The 16,359-nt window shown below is 74.8% G+C and carries 13 protein-coding genes; all 13 read left to right on the top strand.

Annotated features, from left to right (window positions below; genetic code table 11):
• Positions 1–232: 232 nt before the first annotated feature.
• From IE241_RS30715 to IE241_RS30655, 13 genes are read left to right on the top strand one after another with little or no spacing between them, the layout of a single operon-like run.
• Positions 233–565 carry a hypothetical protein gene (locus IE241_RS30715; RefSeq protein WP_190025133.1) on the top strand — a complete coding sequence of 111 codons (333 nt, stop codon included), beginning with the start codon at positions 233–235 and terminating at the stop codon, positions 563–565.
• Complete coding sequence (locus IE241_RS30710; RefSeq protein WP_190025132.1) at positions 562–1,764, top strand: Pvc16 family protein; 1,203 nt, start codon at positions 562–564, stop codon at positions 1,762–1,764. The genes IE241_RS30715 and IE241_RS30710 overlap by 4 nt, the downstream gene beginning before the upstream one ends.
• Positions 1,761–3,881, top strand: coding sequence for an ATP-binding protein (locus tag IE241_RS30705; RefSeq protein WP_190025131.1), 2,121 nt, complete (start codon positions 1,761–1,763; stop codon positions 3,879–3,881). The genes IE241_RS30710 and IE241_RS30705 overlap by 4 nt, the downstream gene beginning before the upstream one ends.
• Positions 3,878–4,144, top strand: a complete 267-nt coding sequence (locus IE241_RS30700; protein WP_190025130.1) for a hypothetical protein — start codon at positions 3,878–3,880, stop codon at positions 4,142–4,144. Before IE241_RS30705 ends, IE241_RS30700 begins: the two co-directional genes overlap by 4 nt.
• Entirely contained in the window at positions 4,141–4,782 is a 642-nt protein-coding gene (locus IE241_RS30695) for a hypothetical protein (protein ID WP_190025129.1), read from the top strand. Before IE241_RS30700 ends, IE241_RS30695 begins: the two co-directional genes overlap by 4 nt.
• Positions 4,783–4,806: 24 nt before the next feature.
• Positions 4,807–5,133: a LysM domain-containing protein gene (locus tag IE241_RS30690; RefSeq protein WP_190025128.1), complete on the top strand. Its 327-nt coding sequence runs from the start codon at positions 4,807–4,809 to the stop codon at positions 5,131–5,133.
• Positions 5,130–6,251 carry a hypothetical protein gene (locus tag IE241_RS30685; protein ID WP_190025127.1) on the top strand — a complete coding sequence of 374 codons (1,122 nt, stop codon included), beginning with the start codon at positions 5,130–5,132 and terminating at the stop codon, positions 6,249–6,251. The genes IE241_RS30690 and IE241_RS30685 overlap by 4 nt, the downstream gene beginning before the upstream one ends.
• Positions 6,248–6,781: a phage baseplate assembly protein V gene (locus tag IE241_RS30680; protein ID WP_190025126.1), complete on the top strand. Its 534-nt coding sequence runs from the start codon at positions 6,248–6,250 to the stop codon at positions 6,779–6,781. The genes IE241_RS30685 and IE241_RS30680 overlap by 4 nt, the downstream gene beginning before the upstream one ends.
• A 9-nt stretch (positions 6,782–6,790) precedes the next feature.
• Positions 6,791–7,129, top strand: a complete 339-nt coding sequence (locus tag IE241_RS30675) for a hypothetical protein (RefSeq protein WP_190025125.1) — start codon at positions 6,791–6,793, stop codon at positions 7,127–7,129.
• A 7-nt stretch (positions 7,130–7,136) separates the two neighbouring features.
• On the top strand, positions 7,137–7,499 hold the full coding sequence (locus IE241_RS30670; protein WP_190025124.1) for a GPW/gp25 family protein: 363 nt from the start codon (positions 7,137–7,139) through the stop codon (positions 7,497–7,499).
• Complete coding sequence (locus IE241_RS30665; protein ID WP_190025123.1) at positions 7,496–10,402, top strand: putative baseplate assembly protein; 2,907 nt, start codon at positions 7,496–7,498, stop codon at positions 10,400–10,402. The genes IE241_RS30670 and IE241_RS30665 overlap by 4 nt, the downstream gene beginning before the upstream one ends.
• Positions 10,399–13,827, top strand: coding sequence for a putative baseplate assembly protein (locus IE241_RS34725; RefSeq protein ID WP_190025122.1), 3,429 nt, complete (start codon positions 10,399–10,401; stop codon positions 13,825–13,827). Before IE241_RS30665 ends, IE241_RS34725 begins: the two co-directional genes overlap by 4 nt.
• Complete coding sequence (locus IE241_RS30655) at positions 13,824–16,343, top strand: hypothetical protein (protein ID WP_190025121.1); 2,520 nt, start codon at positions 13,824–13,826, stop codon at positions 16,341–16,343. Before IE241_RS34725 ends, IE241_RS30655 begins: the two co-directional genes overlap by 4 nt.
• Positions 16,344–16,359: the final 16 nt, after the last annotated feature.

Genomic DNA, 16,359 nt, shown 5'->3' with positions numbered 1-16,359 from the left:
TGCCGGCTCCGACGGCGAACGCTTCCCTCCGCCGACGGCATCCCCTGTCGCCTCACCGGCCCCATCGGTATCCCCCGCGCCGTCTCCCGCCGCAGGCCCGGCGGCACTTACCGCCCGCCCGGCGACCGCCGTCGGCGCCGGACCGGCGACGCCGCGGCGCCCGGGGGAGCCCCCTGCCGCACCCCCGCCTTCGCCCCCGGCCCGCCCCCAGGTAACCGCCGCGCAGGCCCCCTTGCGCGCGCCGGGCCGCCCCGCGGCCCACCCCGCCCACCCCGTCCGCCCTGCGCCGTCACCCGCCGCTCCCTTCCCCGCCGCCCCCTCGCCCGTCCACACCGGTCCGCCGGAGTCGGTTCCCGCCGGGAGGCCCCGCGCGGAGCCCGGCCGGAACGGCCTGCGACGGGCCGCCCCCGCCACGGCGGAAGCGGAGACCGTCGTCCGGATCAGCATCGAGCGGCTGGAGGTCCGGGCGGCGGCTCCGGCGTCCGCGGCCGCGCGCCCGCAGGATGCCGGGGGCGTCCGGAAGGCGGGCCCCGCACTCGACGAGTACCTGCGGCGGCGGACATGAGCGACTCCGATGCCGTGGCCGCCGTCACCCGTGCCCTGCAGGTGGTCCTGGGCAGGGCGGCGGCCGGCACGGCCCAGGGGCTCCGGGTCACCTCGAAGACGCCCGACGAGGCCGCGTCCGACCACCAGGACCCCCCGATCCTGAACGTGTTCCTGTACCGGACGACGATCGACGGCGCCTGGCGCAACACCGACCCGCCCGGGATCCGCCCCGGCGAGACCGGCCGGCCCGCCCTGCCCGTCGTCCTGCACTACCTCCTCACCCCGTACGTGCACGACGACCCGCAGGGCCTGGTCGCCCTGCGGGTCCTCGGGGCGGCGATGACGGCCCTGCACGACCACTGCGTGCTGGGCCCGGACGACTACGACACCGACGCGGACCTCGGGGACGCCCACCGGCAGCCCGAGCCCGTACGGATCACACCCGCGGACCTGTCCGTCGACGACCTGTCCAAACTGTGGAGCGCCTTCCAGAGCCACTACCGGATCTCGGCCGCGTACCAGGCCCGCATCGTGCTGCTCGACAGCGCGCGGCCCGCCCGCGCCCCGCTGCCGGTGGTACGGATCGGCGCCGAGGGCAGGGGGCCCGAGGCCGCCCCGGACCCGGCCGGCGGACTGCCCGTCCTGACGGGCGTGACCCCGGAGGCCGCGACGCTCGGGACGGAACTCGTCGTGACGGGCGGCAGGCTGGACGCCGGAACGCCGGCCGTCCACCTCACCCACCCGCTGTTCGGCACCGTCGCCCTGCCCACGACCGCGGTGGGCGAGCACGAGGCGCGGGCCGTGGTCAGGGGTGACGATCTGGTGCCCGGACCGTGGTCGGCGACGGTCGTCCTGACCGGTGACGACGGTACGCGGCAGGTCACGCGGGCGCTCCCGCTGGCGGTCGCCCCGCGCATCGCCAACTCCTCCCTGCCGCTGTCGGCGCAGCCCGGCGCGGGCGGCACGGTGAAGCTCAAGGTGGACTGCGAACCGCCGGTCGCGGCCGGCCAGCGGGTCCACCTGCTGGTCGGGGACCGGCCCGTGCCCGTCACGGCCTTCCAGGGGAAGCGCGCCTCCAAGCTGGTCTTCTCCTTCCCCTCCTCCGGTCCCGGCCGGCACGTGCTGCGGCTGCGCGTCGACGGGGTGGACAGCCCCGTCGTGGACGGCGACGCCACCCCGCCCCGCCTCGACGACGACCTGGCGGTGGTGGTGACATGACCTCCGTCAAGGCGGACCGCGCCGCCGGGCCCGGGTCCGGGCCCGCAGACGCCGCGACACCGGCCGATGCCGGCACACACGCCGCACCGGAGACCTGGGACGACGTCAACGAGCGCTATCTGGAGGCGGGACTCGCGTGGCTGCGGCTCCTGCTGCGCGCCCGGGCCGCCGGCACCCCGCCCGGCGCAGCGTCACAGGCTCCCGTCACCGACCGGCAACTCGCCTCCGCCGCCGCGGCCGTGGAGCGCGCCGCGGCCGCCGACCCGCCGCCCGCCCTCGTCTCCCTCGGCGGGCTCCTCGGCCTGTCCGCGTTCGAGCGGAACACCCTCTTGTTGTGCGCAGCCCCTGAGCTGGACCCCGCGTTCGCGGAGCTGTGTGCGGCGGTGCAGGGTGACCCGGGCCTGTCCTGCGCCACCTTCGCCCTGGCCCTGTCGGTGCTGCCGGAGCCCGCGTGGGACGTGCTGTCCCCCTACCGGGGCCTGCGCTACTGGCGGCTCGTCGAGGTCGAACGGGCGGCGGGCCGGGCACTGGTGACCAGCCCCCTGAGTGCCGACGAGCGCATCGTCAACCACCTCAAGGGGCTGGACTACCTCGACGACCGCCTCGAATCGCTGGTGACCCTCCTGCGGCCCGCACCCGGTTCCCCCGAGGTCCCCGGCCCGGGTTCCGGATCCGGCCCCGGCCCCGGATCCGGTCACCCGGCGGTGGCGGAGATCGTCGGCCACTGGCAGCAGGCCCCGGCGTGGTCCGGCGGCCGGGTGCCGGTGGTTCAGCTCCTGGGTCCCGACCGGGAGACGAAGCGCGCGGTGGCGGTCGAGGCCGCAGCCGCGGCGGGGCTGCTGCTGTACGGGTTGCCGGCCGGCCTGCTGCCGGGCGCGGCGGCGGAGCTCGACACGGTCGCGCGGCTCTGGCAGCGCGAGTCCCGTCTGCTGCCGCTGGCCCTGTGGCTCGACGCCGACGACGAGGTGAGCGCCGACGGCGAAGCGCGCGCCGCAGGGGAGGCGGCCGGGCGGCTCGGCCGTTTCCTCGACCGCGTCGGCGGGCCGTGCCTGGTGGCCACCGGGGAGACCCGGTCCGGGGTGCCGGCCCCCACCGCGGTGGTGGAGGTCGTCCCGCCGCCCGCCGTCGAGCAGGCCGCCGCGTGGCGCACGCTGCTGCCCCCGGCCGACGCGGACCGCCTGGCCGGGCAGTTCGCCCTGGACCTGCCCTCGATCCACGAGATCGCGGCCGCCGCGGGCGGCGATCCGGACGCGGCCTGGCGGGACTGCCTGGTGCGCACCCGCCCCCGGCTCGGCGGGCTGGCCCAGCGCCTGGAGCCCGGGGTCGGCTGGGACGACATCGTGCTGCCCGCACGGGAGGAGGAGCTGCTGCGGCAGATCGCCGCCCAGGTGGCCCAGCGCGACACGGTCTACCGGAACTGGGGCTTCGGGCAGCGGACGAGCCGGGGTCTGGGGATCAGCGCGCTGTTCACCGGGCCCAGCGGCACGGGGAAGACCATGGCGGCCGAGGTGCTCGCCCGGCACCTGCGCCTCGACCTGTTCCGGGTGGACCTCTCCGCGGCGGTCAGCAAGTACATCGGGGAGACGGAGAAGAACCTGCGCCGCCTCTTCGACGCGGCCGAACCGGGCGGCACCATCCTCTTCTTCGACGAGGCCGACGCGCTGTTCGGCAAGCGCAGCGAGGTCAAGGACTCCCACGACCGGTACGCCAACATCGAGGTCGGCTACCTGCTCCAGCGGATGGAGTCCTACCGGGGCCTCGCCATCCTGGCCACCAACCAGCGGCGGGCGCTGGACACGGCCTTCCTGCGGCGGCTGCGCTTCATCGTGCCCTTCGACTTCCCCGGCCCCGCCGAACGCCGCCGGATGTGGGAGCGGGCCTTCCCGGACGCCGCGCCCGTCGACGCCCTGGACACCGGCCGGCTGGCGGAGCTCCCGCTGAGCGGCGGGATGATCCGCAACATCGCGCTCAACGCGGCCTTCACCGCCGCCTCGGCCGGCACCCCCATCGGCATGCCCGCCGTCCTGGCCGCGGCCCGCGCCGAACTGCGCAAGGCCGACATGCCGCTGCCCGAGGCGGACTTCTCCTGGGACGGCCGGCCGGAGGTGACCCCGTGAAGGTCGAACTGTCCATCGGGCGGCTGGTACTGGAGGGCGTTCCCCGCCACCGGGCCGCTGCGCTGCGCCGGGCGCTGGAGTCGGAACTCGGCGCCCTGCTGGCCGCCGCGCCGCCCGGCGGCCACGGGGACCTCCACCTGCGCCGCGCCACGGCGGCACCGGTGCACGCCACCGACGATCCCACCGCCCTCGGCCGTCGCATCGCCCACACCGTCCACGAAGCCCTCGATCCGCCACGGCGGTTGCGGGAGGCGGCCCGATGACGACCCCCATCGCCCTGCGTGGCGGATTCGTGTTCCTGGACGCCGAGCAGGGCCGCGTCCTGCGGGTGACGCCGTTCCAGTACAACCCCGACACCCTCACCCGCAGCCTGCAGCCGCGCGGCGCCGGCGCAGGAGGCGGGGACCGGCTGGAGGCGCTGCGGCTCAGCGGCCCGCCGCAGGAGACGTTCCGGTTCGAGGCGGAGTTCGACGCGGCCGACCGGGCCGACAAGGGCGGCCGGCCCGACCCGGCGGCCGGCACCGGGCTCTTCGCGGTGCTCTCCGCGCTGGAGAGCGCCATCCACCCCACGGGAGCGCAACTGCGCGAGAGCGACCGGCTGTCGTCCATGGGGATGATCGAGATCGCTCCGGTGGAAGCGCCGCTGACCGTCCTCGTGCTCGGCCGGCGCAGGGTCCTACCGGTGCGGATCACGGAGATGTCCGTCACCGAGGAGGCGTACGACAGCGCCCTCCAGCCCGTGCGGGCCAAAGTGTCCCTCTCCGTGCGCACCCTGACCACCGACGACGTCGGCTTCGAGCACCGCGCCGGGGCGCTCTACCTCCGCTACCACCAGGGCAAGGAGAGCTTCGCGGCCCTCGGCGCGTACGGCTCCGACGCCGTCGGGCTGACCGGGATCTGAGCGCGGGGAGCCGAGGAGACGCCGATGTTCGAGTCCACCAGCCGCTACTGCGGCCTCCCCACAGCCACCTGGACCGGTCCGGACGGGCGGACCATCACCTACGTCAGGCGCCGCTTCCCGCCGCACCCCGAGGACCTGGTGACCGTCCGCGAGGAGCCGGTGGGAGTCGGCGACCGGCTCGACCGGTTCGCCGCGCGGCACCTGGGCGACCCCGAGCAGGACTGGCGGATCGCCGACGCCCACCGCGCGCTGCGCCCCGACGACCTCACCGCGGTGCCGGGGCGGCGGCTGCGGATCACCCTGCCCGCGGGGATGCCGGGCACCTATGCGGCGGGGGAAGCCCCGGGATGACCCACAGCCTGCAACTGATGCTGCTCACGGGGAAGTACGTGCCCACACCGGCGCCCCCTTCCCTCGTGGACGCCCTGCGCTCCGTGCAGATCACGGCCGCGACCGAGGGGGCGAGCGGCTTCCAGCTGACGTTCGCGCTCGGCAAGCGGTCGGCCGTGACGCGGGAGATGCTCCCGCTGGGGATGCTGGACCCGCAGACCCGCATCATCGTGACGGTCGTCGTCGGAGGCATGCCGCACGTCCTGATGGACGGGCTGATCACCCGTCAGGACCAGGCGTGCGGGTCGTCCCCGGGAAGCTCGACCCTCACGGTCACGGGCCAGGACATCTCGATCGTCATGGACCAGAAGGTAAAGAAGAGGTCCTTCCCGGCCCTGGTGTCCTCATTGCAGGTCACGCAGGTGTGTGCACCCTATATGCGGTACGGCATCGTGCCGGTGGCCGTTCCTCCCCTGATCCCGGACATCCCGAACGTCCTCGAGACCCCGCCGATCCAGCACGGCACCGACCTGGAGTACCTCAAGGCGCTGGCGCAGCATGTCGGCTACGTCTTCTACGTCGATTCCGGACCGCTCCCGGGGGCCAACATCGCCTACTGGGGGCCGGAGGTACGGGTGGGTGTGCCGCAGCCCGCGCTCACCGTGGACTCGGACGCCGCGACCAACGTCGAGTCACTGAGCTTCGGCTACGACGGCACCGGCCGCACGGCCTACGCGATCGACATCACCGAACCCAACACCAAGGTCACGTTCTCGGTGCCGGTCCCCGACGTCAGCCCCTTGCGGCCGCCTCTCGCGGTGCGCCCCGCGCCGGCGTTCAAGGAGGAGCCGTTGCCCGATCTGACCGGCCGCTCCCTCCCGGAGATCCTGCTGCTGGGCCTCGGCGAGTCCGCCCGGTCCAGCGACGTCGTCACCGCGCAGGGCCGGCTGGACGTCCTGCGCTACGGGCACGTCCTGAGCCCCCGGCGCCTGGTGGGCGTCCGCGGCGCGGGCCTGACCTACGACGGCCTGTGGTACGTGCGCAGCGTCACGCACGAGATCAAGCGCGGCGAATACAAGCAGAGCTTCAGCCTCGCCCGCGAGGGCCTCGTCTCGAACACACCGGTGGTGATCCCATGAAAGCCTCGACCACGAAGCGGTTCCACGGTCTGCACCAAGGCGTGGTCGTCTCCAACGAGGATCCGCTCCAGGAAGGCCGGCTGCTGGTGCGGGTCCCCGAGGTGCTCGGCAACGAGCCCGGCATCTGGGCCGCGCCGCTCTCGCCTGTGGCGGGCGTCGCCAGCGGCATGTACGTCGTGCCCCTGGTCAACTCCGGGGTGTGGGTGCAGTTCCTGGAGGGCGACCCCCACCGGGCGGTGTGGGTGGGGTTCTGGCGCGGCGGCGCGGGGGACGTGCCCCCGGCGGCCCGTACCAGCCCGCCGGGGACCCCGCAGATCGTGCTGGCGACCCCCGGCCAGAAGGCCCTGGTGATCAGTGACGCGCCGGCGCCGATGGGCGGCATCAAACTGCAGTTCCTGGGCGAGGCCGGGCCCTCCATCAGCATCTCCGCCCTGGGCATCGAGCTCTCGTGCGGGCCGGGCCTGGCCAGCATCAGGCTGGAGGGGCCGGTCGTGAGCATCAACGGCACTTCGCTGCAGGTCGTGGGGTGAGGGCGGGTCATGCCCGGACTGGTCCTGCACGCCGGAGCCGTCATGATGTGCGCCCACCCGCCGGGCGTGGTGACGCTGCCCGCGCCCACCCAGCAGCAGGTGCTGGTCGGTCTCATGCCGGTCGCCACCGTCGCGGACGTCTTCGTGGTGGCGGGCTGCGGCCTTACTGCGACACCCCCTTTCTGCACCACGGTGCAGTGGTTCCAGTTCTCCCCCCGCGTCCTGGCCGGCGGCCGGCCCGTCCTCGTCCAGCCGTCCCCGCCCCCCGGCCCCGGGCCCGGCACCGGCGTGCCCGCCCCCGGCCCCCCGATGGTCCAGGCCATGCAGATCAAGGTGAGAGCGAGCTGAGCCGGCCGTGGACATCGACTTCCCCTACCGCATCGACGAGCGCGGCCGCACCGCGGACACCGGCCACGCCGACCACGTCCGCGACATGGTCGAGATCGTGCTCTTCACCACCCCCGGTGAGCGCGTCAACCGCCCGGACTTCGGCTGCGGGCTGCTCGACCTGGTCTTCGCGCCCAACGGCCCCGAGCTCGCGGCCACCGTGGAGCTGACCGCCCAGGCCGCACTGCAGCGCTGGCTGGGCGACCTGCTCACCGTCGAGTCCCTCGTCGTCACCGCCGAGGAGTCGACCCTGACCGTCTCGCTGAGCTACCGGCTCGCCGTGACGGGGCAGCGCCACAGCATCGTCGTCAACGGGGGGACCGCGGCATGAACCCCCCGGGCCTGCCGGTCTGCGACGACGAGCGGCGCCGCGCCTCCGTGCGCCGGGCCGGGCTGGCCGGCATCGACTCGGTGACCGTCGACCCCGACCAGCGCGGACTCACCGTCACGCTGTTCGGCGCCGTGCCCCCCGGCATCGACCGGTACAGCTTCCGCATCGAGGGCGGCCGGCGCGTCACCGGCATCCAGGTCGTCACCGCCACGGTCCAGGACTCCGCCGACGGGGACCCCGCCACCGAGGTGCACCTCGCCCTCGACCGGCGCGGCGACCCGTCCCCCTACCGCCTGCTTGCCGTCGGCGACGCCTTCGACTCCCGTTACGCCGTGCACGAGTTCGGCTTCCGGCAGCAGTGCCCCACCGGCCTGGACTGCCGGCCCGCCGACGGCCCGCCCCCGCCCCCGGCCGGCCCGGCCCCGCCCGTCGACTATCTGACCAAGGACTACGCCGGCTTCCGGCGCCTGCTCCTGGACCGGCTCGCCCTGACCGTGCCCGGATGGACCGAGCGGCACGTGCCGGACCTCGGCATCACCCTGGTCGAGCTCCTCGCCCACGTCGGAGACCGGCTCAGCTACCAGCAGGACGCCGTCGCCGCCGAGGCCTACCTGGACACCGCCCGGCTGCGCACCTCCGTCCGCCGGCACGCCCGCCTCGTCGACTACCCCATGCACGACGGCTGCGCCTCCCGGACCTTCGTCTGCGTGGAGACCCGCACGGACCTGGACGTCGCCGACCCCGGGGAACTCGCCTTCGCCGTCGTGCCGCCCGGGGGACCGGACGCCGGGCCCGTGATCACGAGCGATGAGCTGCGGGCCCGGGGACAGGTCTGCTTCCGGCCCCTGGAGGACCGCGCGATCCAATTCCGCGCGGCCCACAACCGTATCGAGCTGTGGAGCTGGGGCAACGAGCAGTGCCACCTGCCGGCCGGAGCCACCGAAGCCACCCTGTGCGACGGCAAGATGGCGGAAGGGCACGCCCGCAGAGTCCTGCACCTCAGGCCCGGCGACGTCCTGGTCCTCGAAGAGGAGCGCGGCCCGGCCACCGGCGCCCTCGCCGACGCCGATCCCGCACACCGGCAGGCCGTCCGCCTCACCCGCGTCACGCCGCGCATCGACGCCGTCGAGCAGGTCCCCGTCCTCGACATCGCCTGGGATACCGAGGACGCCCTCACCTTCCCCCTCCACCTCACCGCCTACGGCTACACCGCGACCCTGGCCGTCGCCCGGGGCAACGCCGTGCTCGTCGAACACGGCCTGGACAACACCTGGGGGACGGGCGCAGCCGCACCGGAGTTCACCGCGCCCGACACCGGGGCCGGAGAGAACGACCCCTGGGTCGGCGGGAAAGGCCCCTGGGTCGGCAGGAAGGCTTTCGCCCCCGTCCTGCCCGACACCGGCCTCACCTGGTCCACCCCCTTCCCCGACCCGGCCGACATCGCTGCCGCGCAGGCGCGGCAGCTCGCACTGCTGCCGGACCGCGCGCGCGACAGGATCCGCAACCTCCTGCACGCGGACAGCGCCCCCACCGCCAATGACCAGCACACCCTGACCGTCCTGTTCGGGGAGGAGACCCTGCGCGCCGTCGGCCTGCACGAGGACCACCGGCGCGCCCTCGCCACCCTCCTCTCCCGCTTCGACCACTTCCTGGACGCCGGACTCCGGCGCCTGGCCACGCTCGTCCGGCAGGCCCGCTCCGGATGCGTCCTGTCCGAGGAGGACGTCGAATGGGAGCTCGTCCGGAGCTGGGGGCCGGACGCCCTGGCCGTCCGCCCCGGCTCCCCGCTCCTCCACGGGCCGGCGTCCCGCGCCCTGCGGACCGATCCCCGCTCCGCGCTGCCCAGGCTGCTCCTCCGCCCGGAGATCCCCGCGGGCGACAGGCCGCAGGAGGAGAACGGGCCCGGGCAGCACAAGGGCAAGCCTCACAGGCACGCGACGGCCTCCGACCGCACGTACGCCGCGAACTCCGCCCCCTGGAAGCCCGCCCGCGACCTGATGGGCTGCGGCCCCCGCGCCCGGCACGTCGTGGCCGAGACCGACGACGAGGGCGTCGTCACCCTGCGGTTCGGAAACGGGCGGGCAGGCTGCCCGCCCGTCCCCGGCACGAAGCTGCGGGCGGAGTACAGCGTCGGCAACGGCCGCGCGGGGAACGTCGGCCCTGAAGCGATCAACCGGATCGCCTCCCACACCCTCCGGCCCGGCGGCATCACAGGCGTCCGCAACCCCTTGCCCGCCGCCGGCGGCACCGACCCCGAATCCGTGGCCGACGTACGCCGCGCCGCGCCCCGCGAGCCCTTCCGCAGGCTCCTGCGCGCCATCACCGCCGACGACTACGCCGCACTGGCCCAGCAGCAGCCCGGCGTCCAGCGCGCGGCCGCGTCGCTGCGCTGGAACGGCAGCTGGTACGAGGCCGACGTCGCCCTGGACGCCCAGGGCTCCGCGGACGTGCCCCGGGAGATGCTCGACGCCGTCGGGCAGGCCCTGCACCGCTACCGCCGCATGGGCCACGACGTCGTCACCGGGCCGGCCGTCCAGGTGCCCCTCGACGTCGCCCTGACGGTGTGGGCGGACCCTGACCACATCGCCGCGCACGTCAAGCAGGCCGTGCTGAACGTGCTGCGCCCCGGCCCCCTGCCCGGCGGTGGACGGGGATTCTTCGACCCCGACGCCCTGTCGTTCGGCACCCCGGTGCCGGCCAGCCGGCTGATCGCGGCGGTGGTCGCCGTCCCCGGCGTGCGCCACGCCGAAGTGACCCGGCTGTGCCGTCTGAACGCCACCGGTGCGGACACGCCGGCCGACGGGCTGCTGCGGATGCGACCGCTGGAGATCGCCCGGCTCGACGACGACAGCGCCCGGCCGGAGAACGGCAAGCTGGACCTGAACGTCCAAGGAGGACGATGAGCAGCCCGACCTGCCGCTGCGGCTGCCGCACCGCCACCGGTCCGGCCGGTCCGGCACGCATCTGGAACCGGCCCGGGCTGCCCGAGCTGTCCTGCCGCGCCGGCACCCACGGACAGTTCCTGGCCGCCATGCTCGCCCGGCTGCCGGGCGAGGGCCGGCTCGCCCGGCTCACCCACCGGAAGACCGACGACCCCTCCGTCGCGCTGCTGGACGCCTGGGCCGTCATCGGCGACATCCTGACCTTCTATCAGGAGCGCATCACCAACGAGGGCTACCTCGGCACGGCCACCGAACAGGAGTCCCTCACCCGGCTCGGCCGGCTCGTGGGACACCGCCCCCGGCCCGCCCTGGGCGCAGGCACCTTCCTCGCCTACACCCTCGACCCCGGCGGCCGCACCACGATCCCGGCCGGATCGCAGGTCAAGAGCACGCCTCTGCCGGGAGGCCTCCCGCAGACCTTCGAGACGTCGGAGGACCTCCACGCCCGTGCCGAGTGGAACCAGCTGCCCGTCCGCCGGACCGAGCCTCCCGACCTCACCCGCGAGCACCTGGAGACGGCCCGCGTCCTGGAGCTCTCCGGCATCCAGGCGGGTCTGCGGCCCGGCGACCGGATGCTCTTCTCCTTTACTCCCGACACCCCCGCTACCCTCAACACCCCCGACCGCTTCCTCGTCCGCACGGTCCACGAGAGCAAGGCCGACCCGGAGCACGGGCGCACCATCGTCCACTTCGCGTCGGCCACGCCCGAGGACGAGTACGCCGACGCCGTCGAGGTCCTGAGCAAGGCCGTCACCGCGGCGAAGCGCGGGCAGTCCCTCAGCGATGCGGGCAAGAAGCTACGGGATGCGGTGCTCGATCCGATCCTGAAAGCCGGCTTCCCTCCGCAGTCGGTCTTCTTCACCGGGCTCGCCGAGCCGCTCAACCGGCTCGACGAGCACCTGGCCGTCGCCAGGAGGAAGGACGGCGACCGGGAGTTCGTGGAGCTGCTCGGTCCGGTCGCGGACGCGGCAGGGGCGCTCCGGCGCGCGGCCGCCCGGGCGACCAACTCCCCGGAACTGGAGGCCCTGATCCACCTCGGCGAACCTCCGGCAAGGCGCGGCCTCGTCGAGGCCGGGGCCGGGGCCGGGACTGGGGCCGGGACTGGGACCGGGGAGGTCCCTGGCGCGAACATGCTCGTCGGCCCGGGCACGGATGCGCCGAGCGGGAATGCGCCGGGCGGGGGCGAGCCGGACGGGAACGTGCCGGGCGGAGGCGAGCCGGGCGGGGGCGAGCCTGAGGGAGCGACAGCCGACGAGAGCGAGAGTAAAGGCCGGAGCGGCAAGGTACTGCTCGGCCTCACCCCCGTCCTCGCCGCCCTCGCCCGGCCCCCTTCCCGTCCCCCCGCCGGCCGGCGTGACCTGACCACCTCCATCGCCGACCTCTACGGGGCGGGCTCCGACGCCCTGCCCAGGCTCCTGGCCGCCACCCGCCCCCAGCTCGCCGGACAGCTCTACCAGGCCATGGGGACGGCGTCCGTCACCCCGGCCGAAGCGCTCCAGGAGATCCGGTGGCTCCGGGTCAAGGCCACTCCCTGCGTCGTGGTCCCCGGAAAGCAGCGCGACGACACCATCAAGGTGGACAAGGCCATCGAGTCGGACGCCGCAACGCCGAAACAGCTCACCCTCGACGCCGTCTACGACGCGATCCGCCCCGGTACGCCGATCGTCCTGGAGAAGGGTGGAGAAAAGCCGCTCGTGCGCCAGGTCGATGCGGTGACCCAGTGCACCCTGCGCGCCGGTGAGAATCTGGTCTTCCAGGTGACCCGCCTGACCCTGACAGAGGAGCTGCCCGAGGCCTACCGGGGCGAGGAGGCCCGCAAGGCCGTCACCGTGTGGGCCGCCGGGGAGCCGCTGGCCCCGGCCGAAGTCCCCGTCGACTCCGACATCATGGGACGCGAGATCACCCTCGACGACATCCGCGAGGGACTCGCCCCGGGGCGGTGGCTCGTCGTCTCCGGCGAACGCACCGACGTCCCCTACACCACCGGCGTGCGCGGCACGGAGCTCGTCATGCTCGGCGGAGTGCGCCAGGGGACCGACCTCCGGCGCCCGGGCGACCGGCTGCGGACCACGCTCGTCCTGACCACCGAACTCGCCTACAGCTACCGGCGGGAGACCGTCGTCATCCAGGGCAACGTCGTCCCCGCCACGGCGGGCGAGAGCGTGAAGGAGGTGATCGGCAGCGGCGACGCCGCGCAGGCGGGGCAGACCTTCTCCCTGCGCCGCACCCCCCTGACCTGGCTGCCGGCGGCGACGCCCACCGGCGCCGGCGGCACGCTCACCGTCCGGGTCGGCGGCGTCACCTGGCACTGGACGGACGACCTCGCCGAACTCGGGCCCGCCGACCGCGGGTGCCGGCTGCGCACGGGCCCGGACGGCGCGGCCGCGGTCACCTTCGGCGACGGCGTCCACGGCGCGCGGCTCCACACCGGGACGGAGAACGTCACCGCCGCGTACCGCGTCGGCGGCGGCAGCGGCGGCAACCTGCCCACCGGCCAGGTCAACCAGGTCGTCAGCAGGCCGCTGGGCGTCAGCGCCGTCACCAACCCGGTCCCGGCGACCGGGGGCACGGACGCGGACGGGCCGGGCGACACCCGCAGCCGCGTGCCCCTGCGGCTGCGCGCCCTGGACCGGATCGTGTCGCTGCGCGACTACGAGGACTTCGCCCGGGCCTACGCGGGCATCGGCAAGGCCTCCGCCCAGTACTGCCAGGACACCGGCCGCCGCGTCGTCCAGGTCACCGTCGCGACCGTCGGCGACGCCCCCGCCGGTCCCTCCTCGCCGCTCCTCACCTCCCTCGAAGCCGCACTGAACCGCTACGGGGATCCCGCGCTGCCGGTCGTGGTGGCCCTGCGCGAGCGGGTCCTCCTCGTCGTCTCCGCAGGCATCCGCGTCCTGCCCGACCACACGTGGGACGACGTCGAACCCGCCGTGCGCCGCGCCCTGTCCGACGCCCTCGGCTTCGAGCGGGCCGAGCTCGCGCAGCCCGTCCACCTCAGCGCCGCCATCGCCGCGGCCCAGGCCGTCCCGGGCGTCGACCACGTCGACGTGGACATCTTCGGGGGCATCCCGGACGACATCGACACGGTCGGGCTGACGGGCCTCGCCGAACAGCTCACCCGGGCAGCCCCGTCCGTCCCGGCCGTCCGTGCCGGCTTCCGGGAGGACCTCGCCCGCATCTTCCCGGGCGACACCCTCACCTCCGTCGCCCTGCGCTACGGACTGAGCCTCGACCGCCTCGTCGCCCTCAACCCCGCCGCCGTGCCCAGCAAAGATGTCGGAACGGGCGGGACCAAGCTCATCGTCGGGCGCGGCCTGCGCGCCGCTCAGCTCGTGGTCCTCGACCCCGCGGTGCCCGAAACCCTCGTCCTGCGGAGGATCCCGTGAACCCCGACCGGCTCTACGCCCTCCTGCCCTCCGTCCACCGCAGGATGGACGAGCGGAACGGCGGGCAGCTGCGCGCCCTGCTGTCCGTCATCGCCGAACAGGCCGGCGTCGTCGAGGCCGACATCGAGCGCATGTACGACGACTGGTTCATCGAGACCTGCGCCGACTGGGTCGTCCCCTACCTCGGAGCCCTCATCGGCTACACCCTCCCGCCCGGCGCGGTCGCCGCCCTCACCGAGAACAGGGAAGGCAGCGACCGGCTCCTCGCCTTCGCCATGCCGCGCCGCGAGGTCGCCGACACCGTCGCCAACCGCCGCCGCAAGGGCACGCTCGCCCTCCTGGAGGACCTCGCCGCCGACGTCGCCGGCTGGCCCGCGCGCGCCGTCGAGCAGCGGCGGCAGCTCGCCCTCACCCAGCCGGTACGGCGCTTCACGGCCGACGACCACGACACCGCACGCCGGCTGCGGCGCGGCGCGCTGGCCGACCTCCGCCGGGCCGGGCAGCTCGACCGGCTCGACGGCCCCTTCGACGAGGCCGCGCACACGGCCGAGGTGGCGCGCGCCTGCGGGAACCGGCGCTCCGGCCGGTACACCATCCCCGGGCTCGGGCTCCACGTCTGGCGGTTGCGGGCCCAGTCCCAGACCCGGGCCCCCGCCTTCTGCCTGGACCGGGCCGCGTACCGCTTCACGTTCAGCGTGCTGGGCAACGACACGCAGCTGTTCACCTTGCCGGTGCCCGAGCCGTCGCCCTGCCACATCGCGGGCGAGCTCAACGTCCCGGCGCCCATCGGCCGGCGGACCCTCACCGAGCGCCTCCACGACTACTACGGGCCCGGCAAGAGCATCTGCGTGTGGGTGGGCGACAAGGACGGTCCGCCGGTGGACCTGGAGCAGATCATCTCCGCCGACCTCTCCGGCTGGGACTACCGGACGCCGGAGGGGAAGGTGGCCGTCGACCCCGTCCTCGGACGCCTCGCCTTCCCCTCCCGGAAAGCCCCCGAGCAGGGCGTCTGGGTCACCTACCACCACGGGTCCGCGAGCGACCTGGGAGGCGGCGAGTACCCGCGCCCGTACGCGGTGGTGCCCGAGGGCCCCCCGCAGCCCTACCGCGTCGGCCCCGGCGAGCGGTTCGCCCGGATCACGGACGCCGTCGAGCAATGGCGTGCCGACCAGGACCGGTGGCGTGCCGACTACGACCGGTGGCGGGCCGCGTCGGGCGCGTCGAGCGCATTGGGCGCGTCGGGTGCACCGGATCGGGAGCCCGATGGTCCCGGCGGGAAGCAGCAGGAGGAGGCGGGGCCGGAGCAGCGGGCGGGACGGGAGCAGGAAGCCGGACCGCAGCAGGAGGCAGGCCCGCAGCAGGAGGCAGGCCCGGAGCAGGAGACCGGACCGCAACAGGAGACCGGCCCGGAGCAGCAGGCGGGGCCGGGGCAAGAGACCGGACCGCAGCAGGAGGCGGGTCCGGAGCAGGACGCCGGATCGCAGGAGAGGACCGGACCGCACTGGGGTCGCTTCCGGCTGCCGCACCGGACCACCCCGCCGCGGAAGGCCCCGCCGCCGGACCCCGGGCCGCAGCCCTCCGGCATCATCGAGATCAGCGGCAACGACGTCCACCAGGACCTGCTCGACCTCTCCCTCAACCGGGGCGACCGGCTCGTGCTGCGGGCCGCCGACGGCGCCCGCCCCGTCCTCCGCCTCCTCGACGTGTCCGGCAACCGCCCGGACGCCCTCCGCATCACCGGTACCGGCACGGGGGAGGGGCCTGCGCCCTCCCTGACCCTCGACGGCCTGATGGTCACCGGCCGCAGCGTCCAGGTCCGCGGCGACGTGGAGGACCTCCTCATCCGGCACTGCACCCTCGTGCCGGGCTGGGACCTCGACGAGCGGTGCGGGCCGCGCGAGCCCGAGGAGCCGAGTCTTGAGCTCGTCGACACGCCTGCCCGCGTCCGCGTCGAGCACAGCGTGCTCGGGACCGTCGTCGTCCGCCGGGGCGAGCTCACCGACGATCCCCAGCGGATCCACCTCTCCGACAGCGCCCTCGACGCCACGGCGCGCACCTCCGCCGCCCTGACCGGCCCCGAGGACCGCCACGCTCACGCCGTCCTGACCGCCCACCGCACCACGGTCATCGGCACCGTGCACGTCCACTCCGTCGACCTGGTGGAGAACTGCCTGCTCGACGGGGAGGTCCGCGTGGTGCACGGGGCGGCCGGCTGCGTGCGGTTCTGCTGGCTGCCGCCCGGGTCCCGCACCCCGCGGCGCTTCCACTGCGAACCCGAGCACTCCGGCACCGCCGTGGCCGCCCCGCTGCGCTTCACCAGCACCCGCTACGGGACCCCCGGATACCTGCAGCTCGCCGACGGCAGCCCGGACGCGATCCGCCGCGGTGCGGACGACGGATCCGAACCCGGCGCGTTGCACGACCTCTTCCAGCCGCAGCGAGAGGACAATTTGCGCACGCGTCTCGCCGAGTACGCCCCCGCCGGCTGCGACCCCGCCCTCGTCTTCGTCACCTGACCCCACCTAATTCCAC

The organism is Streptomyces hiroshimensis (genome assembly GCF_014650335.1).
Lineage (GTDB): Bacteria > Actinomycetota > Actinomycetes > Streptomycetales > Streptomycetaceae > Streptomyces > Streptomyces hiroshimensis.
The sequence above is the reverse complement of the archived record's forward strand: the minus strand, read 5'-3'. Positions and strand labels throughout refer to the sequence as shown.